At 40.7% G+C, this 24518-nt stretch carries 19 protein-coding genes; 10 read left to right on the plus strand and 9 right to left on the minus strand.

The annotated features are described in order from the left end of the window. Positions 1-54 precede the first annotated feature (54 nt). A complete protein-coding gene (locus tag ACFFRD_RS24000) occupies positions 55-1389 on the plus strand; it encodes an ATP-binding protein (RefSeq protein ID WP_392477911.1) in 1335 nt (444 codons plus the stop codon). 35 nt (positions 1390-1424) lie between these two features. Next, complete coding sequence (locus tag ACFFRD_RS24005) at positions 1425-2549, plus strand: response regulator (RefSeq protein ID WP_392477913.1); 1125 nt, start codon at positions 1425-1427, stop codon at positions 2547-2549. Between the two features lie 32 nt (positions 2550-2581). Here the strand turns inward: ACFFRD_RS24005 and ACFFRD_RS24010 are convergent, their stop codons facing one another. Both ACFFRD_RS24010 and ACFFRD_RS24015 read right to left on the minus strand, forming a co-directional pair. Beyond that, positions 2582-3037 (minus strand): response regulator, encoded by a 456-nt coding sequence (locus ACFFRD_RS24010; protein WP_012408171.1) that lies wholly within the window; start codon positions 3035-3037, stop codon positions 2582-2584. A 3052-nt stretch (positions 3038-6089) separates the two neighbouring features. Further along, the gene (locus ACFFRD_RS24015) at positions 6090-7547 is read right to left on the minus strand and encodes an RtcB family protein (RefSeq protein WP_392477914.1); all 1458 of its coding nucleotides are present in this window, start codon (positions 7545-7547) and stop codon (positions 6090-6092) included. A 389-nt stretch (positions 7548-7936) separates the two neighbouring features. Between ACFFRD_RS24015 and ACFFRD_RS24020 the strand changes: the two genes are divergently transcribed. Genes ACFFRD_RS24020 through ACFFRD_RS24030 form a run of 3 tightly spaced genes read left to right on the plus strand, consistent with a single transcriptional unit; the run spans position 7937 to position 10767 of the window. Beyond that, a complete protein-coding gene (locus ACFFRD_RS24020) occupies positions 7937-8131 on the plus strand; it encodes a heavy-metal-associated domain-containing protein (protein ID WP_114084902.1) in 195 nt (64 codons plus the stop codon). Positions 8132-8180: 49 nt separating this feature from the next. Continuing rightward, positions 8181-10520 (plus strand): heavy metal translocating P-type ATPase, encoded by a 2340-nt coding sequence (locus tag ACFFRD_RS24025; RefSeq protein ID WP_392477916.1) that lies wholly within the window; start codon positions 8181-8183, stop codon positions 10518-10520. Positions 10521-10539: 19 nt separating this feature from the next. Next, positions 10540-10767: a hypothetical protein gene (locus ACFFRD_RS24030; protein WP_392477918.1), complete on the plus strand. Its 228-nt coding sequence runs from the start codon at positions 10540-10542 to the stop codon at positions 10765-10767. Between the two features lie 3 nt (positions 10768-10770). Here the strand turns inward: ACFFRD_RS24030 and ACFFRD_RS24035 are convergent, their stop codons facing one another. Next, positions 10771-12204 (minus strand): sensor histidine kinase, encoded by a 1434-nt coding sequence (locus tag ACFFRD_RS24035; protein WP_392477919.1) that lies wholly within the window; start codon positions 12202-12204, stop codon positions 10771-10773. Positions 12205-12699: 495 nt separating this feature from the next. Next, a complete protein-coding gene (locus tag ACFFRD_RS24040) occupies positions 12700-13266 on the minus strand; it encodes a hypothetical protein (RefSeq protein ID WP_392477920.1) in 567 nt (188 codons plus the stop codon). Between the two features lie 43 nt (positions 13267-13309). Between ACFFRD_RS24040 and ACFFRD_RS24045 the strand changes: the two genes are divergently transcribed. After that, entirely contained in the window at positions 13310-13483 is a 174-nt protein-coding gene (locus ACFFRD_RS24045) for a hypothetical protein (RefSeq protein WP_392477921.1), read from the plus strand. Positions 13484-13511: 28 nt separating this feature from the next. On the opposite strand, the gene ACFFRD_RS24050 is transcribed toward ACFFRD_RS24045, so the two are convergent. Further along, complete coding sequence (locus ACFFRD_RS24050; RefSeq protein ID WP_392477924.1) at positions 13512-15494, minus strand: amylo-alpha-1,6-glucosidase; 1983 nt, start codon at positions 15492-15494, stop codon at positions 13512-13514. Positions 15495-15700: 206 nt separating this feature from the next. Between ACFFRD_RS24050 and ACFFRD_RS24055 the strand changes: the two genes are divergently transcribed. Beyond that, a complete protein-coding gene (locus tag ACFFRD_RS24055; protein ID WP_392477926.1) occupies positions 15701-16183 on the plus strand; it encodes a hypothetical protein in 483 nt (160 codons plus the stop codon). A 75-nt stretch (positions 16184-16258) separates the two neighbouring features. Here ACFFRD_RS24055 and ACFFRD_RS24060 read toward each other — a convergent pair whose 3' ends face one another. Continuing rightward, a complete protein-coding gene (locus ACFFRD_RS24060) occupies positions 16259-16756 on the minus strand; it encodes a quercetin 2,3-dioxygenase (RefSeq protein ID WP_392477928.1) in 498 nt (165 codons plus the stop codon). A gap of 573 nt (positions 16757-17329) precedes the next feature. Between ACFFRD_RS24060 and ACFFRD_RS24065 the strand changes: the two genes are divergently transcribed. After that, complete coding sequence (locus tag ACFFRD_RS24065) at positions 17330-18277, plus strand: NAD-dependent epimerase/dehydratase family protein (protein ID WP_392477929.1); 948 nt, start codon at positions 17330-17332, stop codon at positions 18275-18277. 160 nt (positions 18278-18437) lie between these two features. Here ACFFRD_RS24065 and modA read toward each other — a convergent pair whose 3' ends face one another. Beyond that, entirely contained in the window at positions 18438-19232 is a 795-nt protein-coding gene (modA, locus tag ACFFRD_RS24070) for a molybdate ABC transporter substrate-binding protein (RefSeq protein WP_190961750.1), read from the minus strand. A 330-nt stretch (positions 19233-19562) separates the two neighbouring features. Between modA and ACFFRD_RS24075 the strand changes: the two genes are divergently transcribed. Continuing rightward, the gene (locus tag ACFFRD_RS24075) at positions 19563-21218 is read left to right on the plus strand and encodes a B12-binding domain-containing radical SAM protein (protein ID WP_392477930.1); all 1656 of its coding nucleotides are present in this window, start codon (positions 19563-19565) and stop codon (positions 21216-21218) included. 192 nt (positions 21219-21410) lie between these two features. On the opposite strand, the gene ACFFRD_RS24080 is transcribed toward ACFFRD_RS24075, so the two are convergent. Next, positions 21411-21866 carry a cupin domain-containing protein gene (locus ACFFRD_RS24080; protein WP_114084911.1) on the minus strand — a complete coding sequence of 152 codons (456 nt, stop codon included), beginning with the start codon at positions 21864-21866 and terminating at the stop codon, positions 21411-21413. 272 nt (positions 21867-22138) lie between these two features. Next, positions 22139-22918 carry a cysteine hydrolase family protein gene (locus tag ACFFRD_RS24085; protein ID WP_392477931.1) on the minus strand — a complete coding sequence of 260 codons (780 nt, stop codon included), beginning with the start codon at positions 22916-22918 and terminating at the stop codon, positions 22139-22141. A gap of 81 nt (positions 22919-22999) precedes the next feature. Here ACFFRD_RS24085 and ACFFRD_RS24090 point away from each other — a divergent pair, with 81 nt between their 5' ends. After that, positions 23000-24400 (plus strand): amidohydrolase, encoded by a 1401-nt coding sequence (locus ACFFRD_RS24090; RefSeq protein WP_392477932.1) that lies wholly within the window; start codon positions 23000-23002, stop codon positions 24398-24400. The last annotated feature ends 118 nt before the right edge of the window (positions 24401-24518 follow it).

The following is a 24518-nucleotide window of genomic DNA, read 5'->3' on the forward strand; positions in this document are numbered from 1 at the left end:
TCAAAAGAGAAATGTTATACATCAACCTATGTTTGGCGGCAAAAATTAAAAACGATGGAAGAGACGCTGAAAATTTTGGTTGTAGACGATGACGAAGTAGACAGGATGGTAGTCCGTCAGGCCCTGACGATGGCAGGTATTCAGATGGAACTGTCTGAAGTCGGCAATGGCAATGATGCGTTTTCTGCCTTAAGCATTACTGCTTATGATTGTGTTTTCCTCGACTATGATTTACCAAACCAGGATGGACTAACCTTGATTCAACGGCTACGTTTTTCGGAAATTCAAGTTCCTATAGTAGTCTTGACTGGTCAAAAAGATGAACAAATGTCTGTTCAATTAATTAAAGCTGGTGCTACAGACTATCTCTCTAAGTCTAGGATATCATCAGAAAACTTGGCACAGGTTTTGCGGAGTGCGATTCGGATTTATCGGGCTGAAATGCAGGCAGCTTTGGCAAAAGAGCAGCTTAGAGAAAGTAATGAAAAACTCATTCGTAAGAACCAAGAATTGGAGAGACAACAAGAACAGATTCAAATACAAAACTTTAAGCTGTTGGAGGCATCACGGTTAAAATCACATTTTTTGGCCACTATGTCTCACGAACTCAGAACGCCGATGAATGCGATTATTGGTTTTTCGCAAATACTGCTGCGTCCTAAGTTCGGTCAACTAAGTAACCAGCAAGCAGATATGGTTGAGCGCATCTTGAATAATGGGAAGCATTTACTGATGCTACTCAATGAAGTTCTTGACTTTTCTAAGCTGGAGATAGGACGATTAGACTTAAAGGCGGAAATATTTGATGTATCAAAGGTGATAAATCTCGCTGTAGGTGAAATGCGTTCCCTCGCTGATGCTAAAAAGCTGTCATTGTTAGTGCAAACCGATTTGCAAAATCCTTTGATATTTAACGATCCTGTTCGGATCAGACAAATTTTAACTAACCTACTCTCCAATGCGATTAAGTTCACAGAGTCTGGCGAGATTTGGGTTGAGGTTAAGGAACTACCTACAAATCAAGTAGTAATTATTGTTCGGGATACAGGTATTGGTATAGCATCCAGAGATTTTAAACGTATCTTTGAAGCATTTCGCCAAGTCGATCAAACTATCACTCGCAAATATCCAGGGACTGGTCTGGGTTTGGCAATTGTAGATTCATTGGTGCGAATGATGGGCGGCAAAATTTTTCTGGAGAGCAAATTGGGCATTGGTTCAATGTTTAAAATTGAATTGCCGCGTCAAATCACATTACAAAATGTGGCAGATGATCCTCCTAATTTACAATTAGACAGCGACGGAATTTTTGGTAGAGCAAAAAATCCCCATCAGTCATCTTCTCAAGCTAGGCAAGCACCGATAGGATATCCTAAATTTAAACTATAAATTACTTCCAAAAAACTGAGAAAAATTTATAAATTATGTCTGTAGTTGAAAATAATAAAATTTATCGTATTCTCGCAGTTGATGACACTCGAGATAATCTTATTTTGGTTCAAGCGATTTTAGAAAGTGAGGGATATGAAATTGATTTGGCTTCAGATGGAATAAAGGCTTTGAGACAAGTTGAAAAATCTCCACCCGATCTGATTTTGTTAGATGTAATGATGCCGGGGATGGATGGTTATGAAGTCACGCGTCGGATTCGGAATAACCCAGCAATTAGTTATATTCCAATTCTGCTGATTACTGCTTTTCATGAATCTAGCGTTGTCGAAGGTTTAGATGCTGGTGCTGACGATTTTATTCGTAAACCATTTGATACGGATGAACTACTGGCAAGAGTGCGATCGCTATTACGTCTCAAGCACAGTCTAGACGAACAACAAAAAATGACTCGCCAACGGGAAGACTTTGTTTCCCGTCTGACTCATGATTTGCGAACTCCTTTAGTAGCTGCCGATCGGATGTTGAGTTTGTTTGAAATGGAAACATTCTGCAAAATCTCGCCGGAAATGAAACAGGCGATCGCAGTTATGATTCGCAGTAACCAAAATTTGATGGACATGGTAAACACCCTCCTAGAAGTTTATCGCTTCGAGGCAGGTAAAAAAACGTTGAATTGGGAAGTATGCGATTTACGTGAGATATCTGAAGAAGTAGTGAGTGAACTAAGCCCTCTAACTAATGAAAAAGGTTTGACCCTGACAACAGACACCAGTAAATTAGATTCACTGGATAAAAATGCTGGGGTTATTATGGGCGATCGCTTAGAACTACGCCGAGTGCTAAACAATTTGATCGCCAATGCCATCAAATTTACAGATACAGGAGGGATCACAATCCGCATTTTTGAAACATCACCTCTTCCAGGAAATCAAGATTCGGTAACAATTGAGGTACAAGATACAGGATATGGAATTGCACCCGAAGATCAGGCAACAATTTTTGAGCGATTTCGCCAAGGCAAACATAAACGTTCAGGTAGTGGCTTAGGGCTACATTTATCCCACAGGATTGTAGAAGGGCACGCAGGAACTATCCAGGTTGCTTCTGAAGTAGGTAAAGGTACTTTATTCACTGTCCAACTACCCAAGAACATTTAACTTCTTCACGGGGACATTTTTCTGCTGGATTGCTAATCTTGACAAAGTTCAAAAGCTGAGTAAGGAGAGAATTTTCCTCCCAATACACGGCGAATTATAGCCTCTAAGTCCTCAATCATATAGGGTTTGCTGATATAATCATCAAATCCTGCCTTGAGGATACGCTCTCGATCCTCCGTGGTAGCTAAAGCCGTGACTGCGATCGCTGGAATTTTGGAAGTTAAGGGTTCTTGCTTTAGATGACGCACAACATCGATACCGCTAAGACCTGGTAACAAAATATCCAACAAAATTAAGTCCGGTTGATATTCTTTAGCCACCAGCACTGTTGCAGAACAATCTGTTTGACAAATAAATCTACAACCCATTAACTCAAGAGCATAACTAATCAGCAAAAGACTATCATCATGGTCTTCCACTGCCAAAATCAAAGGCTGGTGAGAGTTTTGCTGCTTTTCATCACTCATGAATGAATGTGCCAAATACATCTCTTCTCCAGAAGATTTTATTAGGATTCCTCGTCTGTCTCTATTAGGGAGATACAGACGAAGCTTCGCGCGAACTTATGGAATAGTACTCGGTCAGAATTAGCTAATGTGTTTTACTTTTGCCTATTTGATAATTCTTACCCACGCAAAAATTGCTGAGGTAAGAAAACCTCAAGCTGAGAGGTTTAGCGGATACTTTTCGATTATACGCAAAATTACAGAATATTTTCTTAATAAATTCACCATAACTTTATATAAAAAGATCAGATGATGATTTAAAACAGTATCGGCTTGAACTATGTATGCTTGGAGATTTTAAAGATACTAAATAAACAAGTAATTCAAGTTATTAACTGTTAAATTTTGTACTGAAGTTTACGTGCTTAATCTAATTTAGACACACTCTTTATTAGTTGTACAGACACGATTGTTTAGGTTAAACCAAGAGATTATTTTTGATATATTCCTGAAAAGAAGTAGCTTTTCATCTTTTGTCCAAGGCTATCTACTACTTTAGTATAGCGCGATGTCTATGACAGGCTACACCTATGCAGAAATTTGTTTCTAGATTATTTATTGAAGTTTAATGTCAATACGCTTGGGTTAAGGTTAAAAATTAAAACTGGCGTAGGTTGGCCCGTATTTCTCACAAAGTCTGATAGAAATCAGGTATAAAACTGCTAAAAGCTATATGTGACAAGCATTTGAATAATTACAAAGTATAAACTACTACTAACATGTCAATGCTAAAACATTGGGTTCAAAAATATAGAAAGTCGTAAACAAAATTATTTTATGATTGCTCAACCCAACAAATTAAGCTTGCTGCGCTACTACTGGTCTATCGCATTAATTTTGCTAGGTTTGTAGTGAGCAATTTATCGCTCAAATCAAGGACTAAAGTCCTTACTACGAACTTTTATAAACCTTCAGAATTAATGAGACAGACCACTACTACTATTCTTCTTAACTGAAACGTATTCAGTTTAATACAACCAAAAGCTTGAGAATAATTTTATTTAAGCTTTGTTAAATTAGACCATTGATGCCTATTAATTTTATCTGCGATCAATTTTATTTTTAATCACATCTATTAAAATATTTATCTATCTAAAGGGGGTTGAAATAATTTCTATGTTATCAATATATATCAGTACCAGATTTTATAATCATTGTACACATCCTAGAGGAAGATGACCAGAATTAAGAGTAGCTCTAAATTAATTTTGGTGTGTCGAATAACTGCTTTCAATGAAGGTTTAGCTGAGTGCTAAACCTTTTTTCATGCCTATCGTTAGAGTATGTCAACACACTCTAGACAGATGAACTGAAATCAAAGTAATTATAAATTAGCAAGGTATGGTAAACACTTGGTATATATAGGGCATGGCTTTTAGCCATGCCTTTTTTGTGACTGGCACTAACCAACTGAAACATACAGTTAATGAGGCAAAAAATAGCCCATATATGCTATCGCGTATCCTTTCTAAGGCATCGGCGAGGATCTGCAAGTTCTTCAACGGAGTACTCGCAAGATATTGCCCCTAGATTTCGTACTTGATGTATGAGTATTAATCAAAAATTAATTTCAAAATATCCTCTAACTTCCTAATAATAATATATCCATATCATGTTAAACAATGTTTAACATGATCCTAAAGAAATAGAAAAGCTCATCAAAATATGCCTATTGGTGTTATTAAATACTATATATCAATAGAACAAGCAACAAAAAACCATCAATACCATATATAGATCAATATTCGTATCATTCTATAGATAGTAGAAATAACTATTTTACAAAGTTATTATTCAGCCTGTTAATGCCTGAAAAACGTGTATGCACCCTGGATATTCTTCCAGGGTCTTTTTTTGAAAAATTATAAGTAAAAGATAGACTTTCGTCAGATTAGAAGTAAATTGATGGGCGATATTTTTATACACTGGTTGAGCAGAAAAAATATAGAGGGGATATATCAGAATCTATCTTGGTGATTAGAGTCTTTAGCTTAATCCAGAAATCTTTAAACAGGATTAACTTTAGGTAGATTTTTTGTGTATTTTTTCAAAAAATTAGTTAAGATTTTTATCAAGTTATGAAATACCAAATTTCTGAATATTTATACACATCCTCTAGGATGATGAACTGTAGTACAGAGTAGAACTAAATTAATTTTGTACGTTGTTAAGCACAGCAATTATTGAGGTTTGGTTCACAGCCAAACCTTTTTTTTACGAGTAACCAGGAAGTGTGCTATCAGATTTCAGAATATTTGGATACAGTCTATAGGAAGATGAACTAAAGTAAGAGTCAGTCTAAATTAATCTTGGTGTAGTAAATGCTTGGTATATATAGAGGCTTGGTTTAACCAAGCCTTTTATTATGTACAAGTCTTCAAGAAATTTGGATACAGTCTATAGGAAGATGAACTGCTAAAAAAGTCAGTCTAAATTAATCTGAAATGTCTACTTAAGCACTAAATCTATAGGTTTAGCACTGAGCTAAACCTATTTTCTGATCGAGTGAAGAGAAAGGAGCGATGCCGATAGCGTACCCCTGCGGAGGCAGGCTACGCTGGGCAGTTTCATACGAAAAAAGAAAAATACATAAAGTATTGATTAGACATTTCCAGAAATTAAATATGCGTTATCCAGAATCCTTGTAGAGACGTAGCACTGCTACGTCTCTACACTCATTTGTGGTATGACTTTTTACTCCACTTCCATTCTTCTCTCCGAAACGGCTACGGTGTGTACACACAAGTCGGAAATAGTATCAGTCTATTAGACGCGATAAATCGCGTCTCTATATGAGGGCTTTTTGGCTTATCCCAAGCGTATTGGGATAAAACTAAAACTGGATCTAACTTGTGTGTACACCGTAGCATTGATGACACTGGGTAAATTCCATCTAATTAATTGCAAAATAATCATCAATCTTATGCGTTAATTGCATTGGTACGGATTTATAATAGCTTCACAGATGCGATTCTGATATTAGGGAATAAAGATGGATACCCCTGGCGTTGACCAGGGGCTTTTTATTTAGGGGCTACGCTTTAAACGTCAAAACCGGACTCAATCGCGCCACAACGTCCACCATTTCTGCCTCAACCTGCACATCAATTACAGACTGAATCGGTTTGTAGGCGGCTGGTGCTTCTTCAATGCGGCGTTCTTCACGCAAGGTAATGCAGTCTATCCCAGTTAATCCCAGTTCTGCCTCATTTTGAGATGCACCTCTGCGATTGAGGTCGAAGCGAGAACGAATTCTTCCTGCGCCGTGTGAGGCCGAATTACAAAAGGCTGGATTGCCTTTACCCACCATCAGATAAGAATAAGCACCCATTGAACCAGGGATAATCACTGGTTGCCCTCTATGGGCGGGACAAGCGCCCTTGCGTGTTACCCATCCTTGACCTTCCGGCAAGGTGATATTATGCGGCAAATCATAAATTAGAGGTGCTTCCACATATACTTCTCGCAAACGCAGACGTAGCAGTTCTGCTAATAGCAGGCGATTAATAAAGGCATAGTTAGCAGCAGTTGCCTCAGCTTGCAGGTAACTGGCGACTAATTCGGGGTGAGAATGGGTAGAGAGAGGAAAAATCTGAGAATCAGGGTACTTCAGACCTTTTTGCCAAGTCGCCTTAGCTTTATCTCGCCACATTCCCCCGATATACTTACCCACATTTCTAGAACCAGAGTGAATCATAAAAGCCAGTTGTCCCTCGCGCACTCCCCAAGCGTGGGCAAGTGGGCGATTTTCGACTTTATCAACTCGCTGCACTTCTACAAAATGATTGCCGCCGCCAATGGTTGCCAGTCCACCATCACGTACCATTCCGGCATTGGGAACCAATTCTTCAGGCGCAAGTTTCCAGTCACCATCCATTGAACCACCTAAGAAGATGCGTTCGCCCCTGGCGTTGGCGGAGCCATCGCCCTCTTGGAGTAGTTGCTGCAAATCAGATTTGACTACACTTCCAGTAGGCCGATCTAGCATGGCATCCAGCCAACCGGGAATTCCGTATTGAAATAGCGATCGCATTGCCTCAGCAGTCATTGTCACATCACGCGTACCAAAGAAGTAATCCCCCTTCATTTTTTCGACGAATTGATCGCGCTTTGCCATGAATTCGTCGATTGTCAAATCAGCAACGTGCAGGCGCATTCCACAATTGATGTCAGAACCGACAGCGCCAGGGATAACCTGACCCACAGTTTCGACAATTGAACCAATGGCAACACCCGCATCACCTGGGTGAAAGTCAGGGGTAGCACAGGCACGACAAACGCATCCACCAGATGGGTGGCGGACGCTTGCCAAATTCGCTAGCTGCTTCAGTGCCTTAGCTTCTACGGGGAAGCCTTCTGGCAGCAACACTTCTGCTACAGGGGCATCAGGAGAATTAACTAAACGGACAGAATAAGTGTGATTATCGTAAGTTACATCCAAACCCTGCCGCTCTAAAGCACGCAGGAGACGTTTTAAATTTTTTGGCTGCATGAAAACTCCAAATTGAGCCTTAAAAAAGACTCTTGGTTGTGAAGAGAGTAGGAGACTTGGGTTCAGCAGCCGCGTCTCAAGTGGTGCGGAGGGTTATTTTCCCAGAATTGTGGGGAAAACAACAGGTTATATAGCTTTGATAACACACACTTGCATTGGAAAACAAGTGTTTTGTAGTATTTTGTATTTTTAGCGATTTATATACTACATACGTCAAGAAAATTGAAGTTTAGCGAAAAACTTTTAAAATTCTCTAGACTCTCCAGCCGGCTAGAGAGTCTAGTATGAATTCAAGGGGACTCTCAACCAGAAATTTCTGATTGTTGACGGTTATCCTTCAGTCATCCAACTTGGTTTGGCTAGGTTGTTTATTTTTATCCCGTAAATCTATGACTCTCCAACTCACAGTTCCCAATATGTCTTGTTCTGTTTGTGCAAGCACCATCACCAAAACACTTCAAGCAGTCGATGCCAATGCAAGCGTTCAGGCTGATCCAACAACCAAGCTTGTCAGTGTAGAAACTCAAGCATCAGAAACAGAAATTAAGGAAGCGTTGGCTGCTGCTGGCTATCCAGTTGCTTAATCTTTAAAGATCCTCCCACATCAATCACAGGGGTTCGGTTCATCTAGTTATGGATACTCTCACACTCAAACTTCGAGGTATGAGTTGCGCTGGTTGCGCCAACAACATCGAAAAGGCAATTCGCTCTGTTCCTGGGGTGATTGACTGCAACGTTAACTTTGGAGCAGAACAAGCTGCCATCAGGTACGATCGCTCTCTAGCAAGTTTAGAGAAAATTCAAACTGCGATCGCAGCTGCGGGATACTCTTCTGACTCACTTCAGCAAGAATTGCTCTCTGAAGAAGATGATGCAGAGATTGCGAGTAGGCAAGCAGTACAACGCGAACTTTTCCTCAAGGTAATTGTGGGAGGTGTAATCAGCATTTTCCTCTTTTTGGGGTCGTTGCCCATGATGACTGGGCTAAACTTCCCCTTAATTCCCAGTTTCTTGCAAAATCCTTGGGTACAGTTAGGGCTGACAACACCTGTCATTTTCTGGTGTGGTGGATCTTTTTACCGCAATGGCTGGAAAACCCTCAAGCGGCATACGGCGACAATGGACACGCTGATTGCTTTGGGTACAAGTGCAGCGTATATATATTCTTTGTTTGTGACTGTTTTCCCGAAATTTTTTATTGCCCAGGGCTTGATACCTCATGTTTATTATGAAGTTGCAGCCATTGTTATTACCTTAATTTTATTGGGGCGGTTATTGGAAAATCGCGCTAGGGGACAAACTTCTGAAGCCATCCGCAAACTGATCGGATTGCAAGCCAGAGATGCCAGAGTTATCCGTGATGGTGTGGAAATTGATGTTCCCATCGCCGAAGTCAGAATCAACGATGTGATTTTAGTACGTCCTGGTGAAAAGATTCCAGTCGATGGCGAGGTGATTGCAGGCGCTTCGACAGTAGATGAAGCGATGGTAACTGGTGAAAGTTTGCCAGTCAAAAAGCAGCCAGGAGATGAGGTGATTGGGGCGACGATTAACGGTGCAGGTGCGTTTCAGTTTCGGGTGACACGAGTCGGAAATGATACGTTTTTGGCTCAAATCGTCAAATTAGTGCAACAAGCCCAAGGCTCTAAAGCACCAATTCAACGTTTGGCAGATCAAGTTACAGGATGGTTTGTACCAGGCGTGATTGCGATCGCGATCGCCACTTTCGTCATTTGGTTTAATTTCACTGGCAACCTCACCCTAGCCACAATGACAACGGTGGGTGTACTAATTATCGCTTGTCCCTGTGCTTTGGGTTTAGCTACCCCCACATCTGTAATGGTGGGAACCGGCAAAGGTGCAGAAAATGGCATCTTAATTAAGGGTGCAGACAGCTTAGAACTAGCACACAAAATTCAAAGCATCGTTTTAGATAAAACCGGCACTTTGACTCAGGGGAAACCCACGGTTACAGATTTTGTGACTGTTAACGGTACAGCTAATGGGAATGAAATCAAGCTTTTACAGTTAGCAGCAACGGTGGAACGGAATTCTGAGCATCCTTTAGCTGAAGCGGTGGTGAAATACGCCCAGTCTCAAGAGGTGAGTTTAACGGAGGTAGAGAACTTTCAGGCTAATGCAGGTAGTGGTGTCCAAGCAGTTGTTTCAAATCAGCTTGTGCAAATTGGTACACAACGCTGGTTAACAGAACTTGGAATTAACACCATGACTCTTCAGCAGTATAAAGATGCCTGGGAAACTGCTGGTAAAACAGTCATTTTGATTGCTGTGGATGGCGAACTGCAAGGAATAATGGGTATTGCCGATGCCCTGAAACCTTCATCAGCAGCAGTGGTGAAAGCCTTACAGAAGTTAGGTTTAGAAGTAGTAATGCTCACTGGAGATAATCGTAAAACTGCTGATGCGATCGCAGCAGAAGTTGGCATTGAGCGAATCTTTGCCGAAGTGCGTCCAGATCAAAAGGCGGCGATTATCCAATCTCTACAAGGGGAGCAGAGGGGCAGGGGTGCAGAGGTGCAGAGGGGCAGAGGAGTAAGGGGAGAGAATTCTCGTAAATTCTCACTCAAAACTCAGCACTCAATTGTCGCAATGGTGGGCGATGGGATAAATGATGCACCAGCCCTAGCGCAGGCTGATGTGGGAATTGCTATTGGTACGGGAACAGATGTTGCGATCGCAGCTAGCGATATCACCCTAATTTCTGGAGATTTGCAAGGCATTGTCACAGCAATTCAACTCAGCCATGCCACCATCAACAATATCAAGCAAAATCTCTTCTTTGCCTTTATTTACAACGTCATTGGTATTCCCATTGCGGCTGGAATTTTGTTCCCTATATTTGGTTGGTTACTCAATCCAATTATCGCCGGGGCTGCGATGGCTCTTTCTTCGCTCTCTGTTGTTAGCAATGCCCTCAGATTGCGTAACTTTCAACCAAAAGCTACTTCATAATTGCAGGTTAAATTAGGAAATGTTCAGTAAAAAAATGCTTTGGGGAAGCCTTACAGCTTTAGCGCTTCTCGCCGGTACACCAAGTGCAACATTAGCAGAAATGCCAGCCCACTCGTCAGAGCAAACTACCCAATTTAACCATATAGAGCAACCATTGGGCTTGAAAGTTGGTGTTGCGATCGCTGGTTTAGCCTTGATTGGACTAGAGTTGTGGTGGTTCCTTCTCTATAAAAGCCCTGATTCTTGAAATTCAGATAGCACTGCTATACGTCGGTAAACTAATTGTAAATGTACTTCCTTCCCCTAACTTTGATTGGACACTGACACTACCCCCCATACCCTCAACAAGTGTCTTGACAATAGATAAACCCAAACCACAACCCCCGGTAGTATGAGAGCGGGATTCATCTACGCGGTAAAATCTTTCAAATATCCGTGCTTGCTGTTGCAAAGGAATTCCATAGCCTCGATCGCAAACTTGAATAATTGCCCGATCTTCAAGTTGATTTAATTCCAAAACTATCGGTGTATTAGCTTCAGAGTACTTAATAGCATTATCAATCAAGTTCAATAATACTTGTTTGAGCCGACTGTAATCTGCTTTCACCTCAATTCGATCAACGTTGGACTCGATTTTAATTATGCGATCGCTATATTTTTTTGCCATCATCACCACTTCTTCAACCAAGTCATTTAGCACATAAGATTTCATTTGAAAATATAAGTAACCATTATCTGCCCGTGCTAAATCAAGTAAATCTTGTAGCAGACGAATAGTGCGTTCAGCTTCCGATGCCGCAGTTTCTAAAGCTTCTTGTTGGGTTTGTGTTAAATTATTTTGCCTTCGCAAGACGCTTTGTAAGTAACCATGTACAATAGTTAAAGGCGTGCGTAATTCATGAGAAACATTACTCACAAATTCTCGTTCTTGCTTCCAAGATTGAGAGAGTCGTGATAAGAGCATAGTTAAAGTTTGAGCTAATTCTTTAACTTCGCTGGGTGCATTTTCAACCGATAGCTGCGATTGTCCTAAATCGTCAGCCGAAATCACAGAAGCCATTTGATTTAGCTGACGTAGAGGTTGCAGAGAACGCTGGATGTAAAATGCGATCGCAGCAGTTAAAATAATAATTGCCAAAATACTAATAATAGTTAAACTCTGTACCATTCCCAGAAACATTTTTTGCTCGCGGGTAATATCTTTGACTACAAATACCTCACCCAATAACTTACCCTGCACTTGTACAGAACTACCACATAAAACAAAATAGCTTTCGTTGACTTTGTAAACTTGTGGTTTAATCGGCATCTTAGTTAAAGACATTAACTCAGCTACTTTAGTATCGGATACCAAATCTAAAGTGGCAGATTTTACTAAAATTTTATTATCAGGACTTTTCAACCATAATAAGATGTTGGTATTTGCCAAGTTATTAATAGCCTTTTGCAACCCAGTTTCCGGTTGCATCATTTCACTATAAATTTGCACATCTTGCGGCAAACGCTTGGCGATTTGTTCTATATTATACTTATGACTATCAACTAATATTTGCTGCATTTTCCAACTAGTCCATGTAGCGAGGCTACCTAATACCAAACCTGAGAATGCAGCAATACCAATTGTGAGGCGTGACTGTAAGGAAAATGGGTCTATATTTATCCAAACTTTTCTGATTTGCTTCACTTTTATGGGTACGTTTTAGGTGTTGAATAAAGATATATCAATAAAAAAATCAAAATGCTAAATATAAAGTTACTATTAACCGCTAAATTTTTAGTTACAGATGATTTTAACTTATCTTTGTTGTATACCTACAATGAAAAGTGCAGCCATTCCAGAAAGATTGCAAAATATTTTTCTTTAATCGTCCTCTCAACCCTGCAAATATTTCTCTAATAATAAATTAAATTAATTTACTAGTAATTAAATTAATTTCAGATGAGAATTACCTTAAAATTTTATACTTTTGTATGTCTTCTTGTATGAATACAATGGTTGAAAGTAGCTCTTGCTGTTTAGACATATTTCTATATCCTCCTAAATAGAGTAAATATACAGAGATTCTTGGTATTTTTTTTTAAAGACGCAGGAAATTCCTGAATAGATAATTGTCATAGCTTATTGGTTTTAATTGAACTCCAATAAATGAAAAAGCTCCGGTTTAGTAGGTGTAGTCAATTAATTGAAGTAGCGAACCGACTGCGAAATTTTGACTGCTTCTTGGGGAGTAACATTACTACAATTAGACAATTCTGGTAATACTCCCGTACCAACAAATCTGTAAAAGGGGCCATTTTGTGAACCCAACCACTGCGATAGCAATGTTGGTTGTTTGGCATTACCGTATAATCCTTGCTCCAAGACGCTTTTGCCAAATATAGGAGAATTTATCGGGTAACTGCGTGATCCAGAGGGCAAGTCGCCGATACCGCCAGATGCTGACTCAATCGCAAAGCATTTATCTGCACTTGAATTTTGGTAAACAACTAAGTAACGCAAGCTCTGAACATTTTCACGCCCAGCCTCAACCAATACTTTATCGGCATGAAAATTTGCGGGTACGTAACTTGGTAATGCTATTTTTAACCCTAGCGATCGCAAAACTTTTAACTGAGTCGGTGTTAGTTTTATTACCGAATTGGTTTGTGAAGGTCTTGGTTGAGCAATTACCGCAGATGTAGAAGCGATAATACAGGCGACAACACAAAAGGAAGCAAAGTTAACTGAGTATTTTAATATATTCATGGTTAATAATCATACTTAAAAATTTTGAAAAAGTGCAAATTTCTTGATTTCTCAATCTGGTAAAGCAGCAAAAGTTTTACCAGATGACGAAGTTCCAGAGATCCTTAAAGAATGTGCAAAACGGATTGGAAGTCAATTCTTTTCTGTAGATGTAATAGAGAGTAAAGATGGAACTAAGCGGATCGTAGAAATTGCTGATGGGCAGCTGTTTTACTAAACTTTGGGTGGGGTAACAGGTAAGCGCATCAATTATCTGTCGCCAGCCAAGCGCGTAAAACCTCTGCTACTGTCCACGCTTGAGCAATACATCCCCGTGGAGTCATCGGGGCATCACCATCAAAAATTTCGCTGAGACTACCAAGACCGTGTGTAGTAAGATGATTAGCCATTGGTTCCAAAAATTGACGAGCCTGCTCAGGATTTTTGTAGACGCGCAGATGTGCTAAGACGAACGGCCCCAATAACCAACCCCAAACTGTCCCCTGATGATAAGCGCCATCACGTTGATACTGATTACCACCGTATTTACCCTGGTATTGGAAATGATCGGGCGCTAGCGATCGCAATCCATGAGAAGTCAGCAGCCTTCGTCCGCAAACTTCCACTACACTCTTTTGCTGGGCAGGTGTTAATGGGCTTTCTGGCAATGAAACGGCAAATATTTGGTTAGGTCGCAATGCTGCATCATCACCATCAGGACTGTCTAGAACGTCATAGCAATAACCTGTCTCGTCATTCCAGAAGCGAGAAAATCTATACTTAGCCCGGTCTGCCATTGCCTCATATTCTTGGTGTGGTTTACCAAGGTGACGGGCAAACTTTGCCATTGTCCGTAAAGCATTATACCAGAGGGCATTAACTTCAATCGGTTTGCCAATTCGGGGCGTAACTACCCAATCATCAACTTTGGCATCCATCCAAGTCAGTTGTACACCTGGAACGCCAGCAAATAGTAAACCATCGGCCGAATCGAGATGGATGTTGTAGCGTGTACCGCGACAGTGCCAATCAATGATGTCTGCAAGTATAGGAAAGAGTTCACCAAGCAAAGTATCATCATCCGTAGCGCTGTAGTAGGCGCGGACTGCTTCAAAATACCAGAGAGTGGCATCGACTGTATTATATTCTGGTTGCTCGCCCGCATCAGGAAAGCGATTTGGCAACATTCCCTGGTCTACGTATCTGGCAAAGGTGCGAAGAATTGAGCGTGCTACCTCTGGACGACCAGTGGAAATTGTCAAACCAGGTAGACTAATCATTGTGTCGCGTCCCCAGTCACTAAACCAGTGATAACCAGCGATGATAGTCTTACCGTAGGGGTCTTCTGGCATTGGACGGTCAACAATAAATTGGTCAGCAGCTAGTATTAGTTGCTTGATCCAAATAGGTGATTCCTTGGTCTTGAGGGGTTGATTAGTTTTCCAAATTCCTGTTAGCTTCTGCTCTTGAGCGCGACGTAACTTAAGTGCAGCCTCGGCATTGAGATTTGCTTGCTTTTCTGTGCTGGCTACAAATGCGATCGCTTCCCCAGGATTTAGTGTAACTTCAAAAGTCGCAGCGTGGAGATGGTCTTCTCTATCTCTCAATCCCCGATAGCGTTCAACAGCCAAGTCAAAGCCATAATACCAATTGTCAGCGATAGATGCGCTACCACCATCGCTCAGTAAATACATTAGTACAGCACCCGGATAAGCAGTTACACAAATCCCTTGTTCGACTTCCTCAATAGACATCTTCCAGCCATTGCTTTGGGTGTCGCTGTGATAATCGCGGTAGTTGACCATTGCTTTGAGGGTCAACTTCAGAGGTTGCGTGGCACGACGCAAAGTATATTGCACATAAGTTGTATTAACACCTTGTTGCATCCACACCCGTTTTTCTAACAAGGCATCGGCAACAGCAAAACGCCATAAGGGAATTGTACCTTCCAGAGAAAAACGTTCAATATTTTGATAACCGTGAGGGCTGACAGTCCCATCAGCCCAACGATTGGTGTCTAGAGAATAAGAGCGATTGTCATACAGGATAGTTTCATCTAGTTTTGCCAGCAGTAAAGTACGACCTAAAGGTGGTTTCAATGCTGCTACCAATAGTCCGTGATAGCGGCGCGTCAATAAACCAGCCACAGTTCCAGAAGCATAACCACCAATACCATTAGTAACTAACCATTCGCGTGACTCTGCCGTGTCAAGATTGCCGCAGATTTCCCGCCCAAATTCTATACACATAAGTCAACACTTTTTCTTGGGATCAATATTTGGATTATGGATTATGAATCCTCTAGTGTGCTGAGAATGGTATAAAGAGTTCTAAAATCTTAACTGGCGATCGCGGTTAAATAAAATACATTGTATTGGGTAATATTAAATACAGGTATTCTTGGTAAGACATTTCTGCAAGTAGAGGCTAAAATGCCTCTAAACGATTCTTTAACGTGATTGCGGAAGCACCCACCCTCAAGGAAATAGAGAGCGCAAACTATAATATTTCACTCATTGTCAGCGAATTTTCAAATCAAAAGAGGAAGAATAGAGTGTTGAAAGATGTTGAACGTTATATTCCTTCAGAGGAAAAATATTTAGAGGCATTCCACTCAATTTATGAAGAATTGACTCCGGGACACAAAGCTATCTTGAATAAGTTGTATCAGCATTGTTACTTTATGGAAGACAATCGCAGATTACGCACTTGGGAGTTATCTGAAGCGGCGGGATATGATGGTGACTCTTCTGGTCAAATTGGTCATGTAGGTGGAAAGTTCTGCCAATTTTTTGGAGTAAAAGATGATGAATTTGGGCAACCGGCACTTGCAATAATTAGTTGGTTTGCAGATGAAATCAATGGGTATTGGTATATTGAGCTAATTCCAGAAGCAGCTAGAGCGTTTAAGCGTTTTCATATTGAAAGATTAGCTTAGTTAGCGATCGCTCCTCTGAGACTTTCTCGCACTGTTGTTTGGTGTCTAACTGCGATCGCTTGTAGTTATATTAGCTTATATCTGCGAAGAGACAGCAGACGGCGGAATAATTTTAAGACCATATTTTGAAGCAGCCGCCACCGCTTTTTCCATATCTGCGGGACTAACGCTAGGTAATTGCATTCTCTCTGAGACTGGCACACCTACTTCCATAAAAAACTTCTCTAACCCTGCTGGTGTGAACCAACAAAGTAATTTTGCTGGCTTTGTACCGATATTTGAGAACCTGTGGAGTTGACCTTTGGGAGAGTGGAAAAAAGTTCCAGGAGTTGCTAAGATAATTTGCTCATCAAGCTGAAATTCCAATTCTCCCTCTTGAATATAAAAAGCTTCGTCTTCGTGACTATGAATGTGGGGAGGTGTACCGTTTTGTGGTTGAACGGTAATCTCAACTAGAGCATAAGCTTGACCAGTTTCTTCACCCACTGCCTTAAAAGTATACAAATCCCCAAGCACCCAGTATGAAGAACCTTGTCCCGGTTGCTGTAATATTCCTTGTAGATTGACTGTCATAGTTATTCCCTTTTGAGATGTTTTCTATTACAAATTTCTCATAAAAATCTAATTTTCCAGTCTTTAAAGCTTTGACCCCGGCGACTGTTCGAGTTCTGTCTAGAAGATTGTTGTAGTGACCCATGCTACAAAGCGGTCTATAATGACCAAGGTTGGGACGGTCTACTACTATTTCTAAGATACAAGGTTGGGTGCAGCGATAGCATAATCCAACATAAATAAGGTGGTAATGTTGGGTTTCGTTCCTCAACCAAACCTACGCAGCTTAAGGTTTTATATTGCTAAGTGAACCGTATTGGATTTTAAGACCATTTCGTGGTTGGAATTTCAACTGCGTTCATTCTCAAGATTAAATTCTGTCAACTAGTATATTTGCTTAGTCAATTTTGTCATACAGTAACTAAATAAATATACTTTTATTAATTAGATTATAAGTATATTTATTTAAGTAATACTTGTGTTTAAAACAGTACAATAATTGATTAAAAATCAAGCTTAAGTAATGACGATTATTGATTACAAGTACTAACCTGTGAATATAGAAATTTATGAAAATAGCAAAAAATAGCTAACATGGCTAAAATTATCGTTACTGGAGCAGCAGGCTTTATTGGTTCTCACCTCGTAGACATCTTGCTACAACAAGGGGAAGAAGTAATTGGGATTGATGAATTCAATGATTATTACGATCCTATGTTAAAGCGTAAGAATGTTGTACACTTACATAGCTCACCTAATTTTACATTAATTGAAGCAGATATTCAGTTTTTAGATTGGCAGGAACTCTTAAAAGATGTTGATGTCGTTTACCATCAAGCAGCACAAGCAGGTGTCAGGGCAAGCTGGGGTAAGGCTTTTCGAGGTTACACAGAACGAAATATTAATGCTACGCAAGTTTTGCTAGAAGCGGCTAAAGATGCAAAACACTTGAAAAGATTAGTGTTTGCTTCTTCGTCAAGTGTATATGGTGATGCAGAAACTTTACCCACTCACGAAGGAATTTGCCCTGAACCTGTTTCTCCTTACGGCATTACTAAGCTAGCGGCTGAAACTTTGTGCAGACTGTATCACAAAAACTTTGGTGTGCCATCTGTATCATTGCGCTATTTCACAGTCTATGGACCTAAACAACGCCCAGATATGGCATTTCATAAGTTCTTTAAATCCATTTTGCAGGATGAGGCGATTCCTATTTACGGCGATGGACAGCAAACACGGGAGTTTACATTTGTTGGTGATATAGTGGCGGCCAATTTAGCGGCTGCTTCCACACCCCAAGCAGTGGGAGAAATTTTTAATATCGGTGGTGGTAGCAGGGTGGTTTTAGCAGAAGTCTTAGATACGATTGAAGAAATCGTTGGCAAACCAATCAAAAGAAACCACATAGAAAAAGCGATGGGAGATGCACGCCATACTGCTGCTGATGTATCTAAAGCGCAGAAAATTCTGGGATATCAGCCACAAGTCTCTCTAAGAGAGGGTTTAACGCAGGAATGGCAGTGGATTAAGTCGTTGTATTAAAGGGTATGGGGCATTGGGAATTGGACATTGGGCATTGGTTATTCTCCTTTAAAACTTATGCACAAAATATCCCCCAACCCTTTTAAAAGGGGTTAGGGGGATCTAAAAGTGCCTCAAGTCACAGCGAAACACTTATTCAAATGAACTCTTAAGCTTCTTGCTAACTTACAAGAAACCCATATTTTTTGAGTACTGTCTTGGCTTCACTGCCAGATAAAAATTGGATAAACTCTTTGGCTGCTGGAATATTTTTACTGCTTTTAATTACTGCCATTGGATAGACAATCGGTGAGTGAAACTTATCGTCAGCAGCAACTACGACTTTTACCTTGTTGGAAATTTTGGCATCAGTAGCATAAACTAAACCCGCTTCAGCGTTACCACTTTCTACTGCTGCCAAAACTTGACGCACGTTGTTAGCAAAGACTAATTTGGGCTTTACCTGATTATAAAGTTTCAATTTCTTTAAGACTTGCTCCCCATATTGACCGGCGGGTACACTTCTAGGTTCACCGATCGCAATTTTTTTAATCTTACTATCTGTTAAATTGTAGAAACTAGTGATGCCTACAACATCCTGAGCCACAATCAAGACTAGACGGTTATTTGCCAAGTTAGCACGGCTACCTGTTACCAAAAGTCCTTTTTGTTCTAGGGCATCCACTTGCTTTTTGCCAGCAGAAATAAAGATATCTGCTGGGGCACCTTGCTCAATCTGTTGTTGCAAGGCACCAGAAGCCCCAAAATTATAATTAATGTTGACATCTGATTTACTTTGTTGGTACAAAGGCTTAATTTCCTCTAGTGCCTCTTTTAAGCTGGCGGCTGCGGAGACGAGGATAGTGCTGTTTGATTGCGCTATTACCGGAGAAGGATTAACTAACGGTAAACCAATTGCCAGGAGCAAACCAGCAACTGCTATACCCAATAAGCCAAAAATTTGTCTTCTTTTCATAGAAAAGGCGTTTGAGAAATTTCTTCCATAAAATTGATGCTAGGTAAAATAATACCAAACATACCAACTTATAACCAACTATATCGGTAATTACTTTTTCCCTAAGCCTTCTAGATGAATTAACTCATAAGCCAGAATCTGGCGACTCAAAGGCATCGGTAATTGCAAAACTGCATTCTGAGAAAGGGCGAATCATACCCCTCTAGGAGGAATTTTATATTTTACAGTTAAAAACTGCTGAAAGATCGCGGTAAGCTAGTTGGAATTATCACTGAATTGTGTCAATAAATTGTCAAATTAACTGCTCAGTTTTCTGGGGTGAAATTTGCGATGACCGTAAATCTTAAGTCTTTAGAGAATCCAACTTATATAGCGGCCGATTCCAAAACCGCTTCTAATACTAAGAGAAGCAGCTACGTTCCCTCGAACCATCGACGCATTCTTTGCATTTTTCCTAAATACAGCCGCTCCTTTGGTACTTTTCATTACGCCTACCCATTGATGGGTAATGTCCGGGCTTTTATGCCACCCCAAGGTATTTTAATTGTGGCTGCCTACTTACCTCAAAAATGGGAAGTGCGGTTTATTGATGAGAATGTCAAATCAGCAACCAGGGCTGATTACCAATGGGCTGATGTGGTAATTGTGAGTGGAATGCATATTCAAAAACCACAGATTAATCAAATTAATGAACTTGCCCATCGAGCTGGGAAAATCACAGTTGTGGGTGGCCCTTCGGTATCTGGGTGTCCAGAATATTATCCTGAATTTGACATTTTACATTTGGGTGAGTTGGGAGATGCTAGCGATCGCATGATCGAGTATCTAGACCAAAACTTAGAACGTCCTCAAAGGCAAATCCGCTTTGAAACGAAAGAACGTTTACCTTTAACAGATTTCCCAACTCCAGCTTATCATTTGCTGGATATCGATGATTATTTCTTAGCAAATGTGCAGTTTTCTAGCGGTTGTCCTTATCGCTGCGAGTTTTGTGATATTCCCGAACTCTATGGCAACAGTCCCCGGATGAAAACACCAGAGCAAGTGCTTGCCGAGCTAGATGCAATGCGACAATCTGGCAATATGGGGGCAGTATATTTTGTCGATGATAACTTTGTTGGCGATCGCCGCGCTGCCATGAAGTTACTTCCTCATCTGATTGACTGGCAAAAACGCAATGGCTACCCCATCCAGTTTGCCTGTGAAGCAACCCTCAACCTAGCTCAAAGCCCAAAACTGCTGGAGATGATGCGCGAAGCCTATTTCTGCACAATCTTTTGTGGTATCGAAACACCTGAACCAGATGCTCTCCATGCTATTTCCAAAGATCAAAATTTGAGTATGCCAATTTTAAAAGCAATTCAGGTTTTAAATAGCTATGGCATGGAAGTAGTATCAGGAATCATCATTGGGTTAGATACAGATACACCAGAAACAGCAGACCGAATTATCGAATTTATTCGGGCATCTCAAATTCCCATGTTGACAATTAATCTACTTCATGCGTTGCCTAGAACTCCGTTATGGCGGAGGTTAGAAGCAGAAGGACGACTCGTATTTGATGAAAGCCGGGAATCAAATGTTGAGTTTTTGATGCCCTACGAGCAAGTTGTCGAGATGTGGCGGCGCTGCATCACAACTGCTTATGAGCCGGAATTTTTATATGAGCGGTTTGCTTACAATATGGAACACACCTATCCAAATCGCATCGAAGTACCTAACAGTCCTGCTCGCACTTCTGGGGCTAATATCCGTAAAGGTTTAACTTATTTAACTAATATTTTGCTGCGGATAGGCTTATTTAGTAACTATCGTCAGACTTTCTGGAAAATGGCCAAGCCAGCACTGAAAGTAGGTGATATTGAAAACTTGATTCACGTCGGACTTGTGGGACATCATTTGATTAAGTTTGCACAAGATTGTTCCAAAAACGAAGAATCAGCTTCGTTTTATTCGCAAAAAATCCTCACAAAAGTTCGTAGTTAGCTCTCAAAATAAGGAACATCACATTAGTTATTCCCAGTCATAAGCTGGGAATAAGATAACTCTCCACTTTCTTAAGACTTACGCAATAACTCTCTGAAACTCTCATTCCTTTGTGTCCTTTGCGCCTTTGCGGTTCGTTTTTCCATTATTTTGCGTAAGTCCTGTTTCTATCTCAGTCAATTACGAATTATTTTAACAGGGCATCAAAGTATTGAATCTCCCCAGTACAGCCATATCTTCTGCATCTAACTCCGTCGGAATGCCACTGCGAATTAATTCCGAAAAGTCTTCATTGGGAACCATCACAGTCAACGTATACAAGCGAGTAGAACCAGTATTTTTAATCAAATGAGTCCCAGTGGGAGGCACTAATAAACTATCTCCAGCCTTGATCGTGGCACTCTTGCCGTCACACATAGCGATCGCTTCGCCTTTGAGGACAAAAAACATTTCCACCGCCCACTGATGGCGATTTGGCGGTGTTTGTCCACCGATATCAAAAATTTCTATACAGCAAGTCAAAGAAGTATTAGCATTTGTCGAATCGAAGATAATTGCTAATCGATTAGAGTCATTAGGACTAATGCGATATACTTGGTAATCTTTGGGAGATTTGATAACCGGAATTACACAACGAGTAGCGTACATTTATTTATCCCCTCTAAAGTTATCGATGGGTATGAAAATTCCTAAAATCCAAGTCTTGAATATTAAGTTGTGAGTTGTCAGGAATGATGCAAACAATAGCCACAAAGAAAGATTTTCAGGTAGGGACAATTCATTAATTAATTGCCCCTACCGCGTGGGTTATGCGTAAGTTCTAAGTTGTATAAATGAAAAAATCACTAATTGTTAAACACTAAATACTCCTCATTCAACCAATTTTGAATTTTGGATTGAAGGAAAAATCTAAAATCTAATCACTCCTCATTCTTTTGCAGCGCTGTTAAAATCTCTTGGGAGTCAGTGACAAAACCGAAGCATTGTTTAACATTGTACAACGTTGCTAGCCAACAATATTCAGGCGAAGTCGTAGCGCTACAATCTTTAACTAACACACAGTCATATCCTAAGAAATTGGCATCACATAAGGTAGCTAGCACGCATTGATCAGCATTAACACCAGCAAAAAATAATGTTGTGCTTCCCAGATTCCGCAAGATACTATCTAATGGCGTGTCCCAAAACCCACTCATCCGATATTTGTCCACACAAATATCTTCAGGAAGCTGTTCTAGTTCGTCTACTACTGCCGCAGCCCAACTACCCGCCATTAGGACTCTTGCACCATTGCTTGGTAGTGGATCGCCTAATCCCACACCTGCCCCTGTGGGGTTATAGACATGACGCGAACCAGCACTAATATTGAGTAAGTCAGGGCGATTCCCCCAATTTATCCAAATGACTGGAACACCCGCTTCACGAAGTTCTGGAAGTAAGTTATTCAAAGGTTTAATCGGCTGACGTGCTGGAGTTACATCCACGCCAATATGCGCTAACCAGCCATCAGGGTGACAGAAGTCGTTTTGCATATCAATGACGAGGATAGCGGCTTTTGCCAAGTCTAAACGCAGGGTTTTAGTTTCTGTTGATAAAATAACGGGTTGTGGGGGTTTTTGAGGACGAGTGATATCTGCGATCGCATCATTCACTGTCCACGCATTTGGTGAGACTCCCAATGTCCGAAAAGGCAAATTCATAAAATTGCAATACCCAACACCATTTTCTATCTTGTAACTTGAAATTCAGTTGAAAATACAATTACTTAATCAAGGTTAAATATGGTAAATTTCACTATTCAGAATGTTTTAATTGCCGCCAGTGATGATTATGCGACGGTAGATGTACAGATTGTAGATGGTGCGATCGCAGCCATTGCCCCCAATCTACCAGTAATCGGCACTGTCATAGATGGCAAAAATAAACTGCTGCTACCTGGTTTTTTCAACGCTCACACCCACTCATCAGAGATGTGGCAACGGGGAATCATGTCAGTTTTGCCTTTAGAATTATGGTTGGCGGAACTGTATGATTTTGCCCCCCTCGACACTGAACAGGTTTATCTCAGCGCCTTGGGTACTGCGGTAGAAACCTTGCTTTCTGGCGGTACGAGTGTAGTAGATCACCTAGTGTTAATTCCCGGACTTGAGTTAGAAACGATCGCTATTGCAACTCGCGCTTACAGAGAAGTTGGAATTCGTGCCTTTATCGCCCCCTTAATTCAAGATGAATCCCTCACCGCAGGGCTTCCATCTGGAGAATCAGCAAGAACTCATGAACCTTATCATCGCTCAACTGCGGCAACATTGGAAATTATCGAAGAGGCGGTGAGACAGTTTCATCGTCCAGATGAAGGTGTAAATATTTTGGTCGCACCAACAGGAATACAATTGTGTAGTGATGCTTTATTTACAGGATGTATCGAGTTAAGCGATCGCTATAATCTTTGTCGTCACTCCCATTTACTCGAAACTAGGGCACAGGAAAAACTCGCCCAAGAAAAGTACGCTTGTACTGCCGTGGAACATTTGAAAAGAATCGGGTTTTTGAGCGATCGCACTTCACTTGCTCATTGCGTTTGGTTAAATGATGCGGATATCGCCATCCTCGCCGAAACTGAATCTACAGTTGTTCATAATCCCTTAAGTAATTTGCGTTTAGGCAGTGGCATTGCCCCAATTTTAAAATATCGTCAATCTGGAGTAAATGTAACTTTTGGTTGTGATGGTGCTTCTAGTAATGACTCCCAAGATTTGCTAGAAGCAATCAAAATGGGTTCTATTTTACATAATATTACAGACTCAGATTATCAATACTGGATTACGCCCCGACAAGCAGTAGAAATGGCATCTTTAGGAGGTGCGAAGGGACTGAATTTGGCAGACAAACTCGGTTCCCTTACTGTGGGAAAACAAGCAGATTTAGTACTTTATGATCTCACCAATTTATCATTGCTTCCGCGTACAGACCCCATTGGTTTATTGGTTTTAGGCCGTCCTACCAATGTTGTTAATAGTGCTTGGGTTAATGGCAAGCAAATTGTTGCTGATGGTAAAGTTACCACAATTAACGTTGATGAATTGCGAAAAGAATTATTTAATCGCAGTCAATGGGAGACAAAGCGTAAGTCTGAAACCGTCGCGCAAATTGAGGCTCATTATCGCACGGTTATGGGGTTGTGAAACTGCCATCGCAAGTGAAGCAGAGTTAAAAAATATGTTAATTCAACCAATCCTCTGCTTTTCGTCTTTTTCAAGCCTAATTTTGACCTGCTTAATTTTATTTCTACACCATTATTCT

The sequence above is a fragment of the Nostoc sp. C110 genome (assembly GCF_043099725.1).
GTDB classification, from domain to species: domain Bacteria; phylum Cyanobacteriota; class Cyanobacteriia; order Cyanobacteriales; family Nostocaceae; genus Nostoc; species Nostoc muscorum_A.

Bases quoted from the DNA above. Each gene is read 5' to 3' on its own strand.
- ACFFRD_RS24075 (WP_392477930.1), top strand. From the start codon at position 19,563: ATGACCGTAAATCTTAAGTCTTTAGAGAATCCAACTTATATAGCGGCC.
- ACFFRD_RS24025 (WP_392477916.1), top strand. From the start codon at position 8,181: ATGGATACTCTCACACTCAAACTTCGAGGTATGAGTTGCGCTGGTTGC.
- ACFFRD_RS24005 (WP_392477913.1), top strand. From the start codon at position 1,425: ATGTCTGTAGTTGAAAATAATAAAATTTATCGTATTCTCGCAGTTGAT.
- ACFFRD_RS24040 (WP_392477920.1), bottom strand. From the start codon at position 13,266: ATGAATATATTAAAATACTCAGTTAACTTTGCTTCCTTTTGTGTTGTC.
- ACFFRD_RS24015 (WP_392477914.1), bottom strand. From the start codon at position 7,547: ATGCAGCCAAAAAATTTAAAACGTCTCCTGCGTGCTTTAGAGCGGCAG.
- ACFFRD_RS24065 (WP_392477929.1), top strand. From the start codon at position 17,330: ATGGCTAAAATTATCGTTACTGGAGCAGCAGGCTTTATTGGTTCTCAC.
- ACFFRD_RS24020 (WP_114084902.1), top strand. From the start codon at position 7,937: ATGACTCTCCAACTCACAGTTCCCAATATGTCTTGTTCTGTTTGTGCA.
- ACFFRD_RS24080 (WP_114084911.1), bottom strand. From the start codon at position 21,866: ATGTACGCTACTCGTTGTGTAATTCCGGTTATCAAATCTCCCAAAGAT.
- ACFFRD_RS24030 (WP_392477918.1), top strand. From the start codon at position 10,540: ATGTTCAGTAAAAAAATGCTTTGGGGAAGCCTTACAGCTTTAGCGCTT.
- ACFFRD_RS24060 (WP_392477928.1), bottom strand. From the start codon at position 16,756: ATGACAGTCAATCTACAAGGAATATTACAGCAACCGGGACAAGGTTCT.
- ACFFRD_RS24085 (WP_392477931.1), bottom strand. From the start codon at position 22,918: ATGAATTTGCCTTTTCGGACATTGGGAGTCTCACCAAATGCGTGGACA.
- ACFFRD_RS24090 (WP_392477932.1), top strand. From the start codon at position 23,000: ATGGTAAATTTCACTATTCAGAATGTTTTAATTGCCGCCAGTGATGAT.
- ACFFRD_RS24000 (WP_392477911.1), top strand. From the start codon at position 55: ATGGAAGAGACGCTGAAAATTTTGGTTGTAGACGATGACGAAGTAGAC.
- ACFFRD_RS24010 (WP_012408171.1), bottom strand. From the start codon at position 3,037: ATGTATTTGGCACATTCATTCATGAGTGATGAAAAGCAGCAAAACTCT.
- ACFFRD_RS24050 (WP_392477924.1), bottom strand. From the start codon at position 15,494: ATGTGTATAGAATTTGGGCGGGAAATCTGCGGCAATCTTGACACGGCA.
- modA (WP_190961750.1), bottom strand. From the start codon at position 19,232: ATGAAAAGAAGACAAATTTTTGGCTTATTGGGTATAGCAGTTGCTGGT.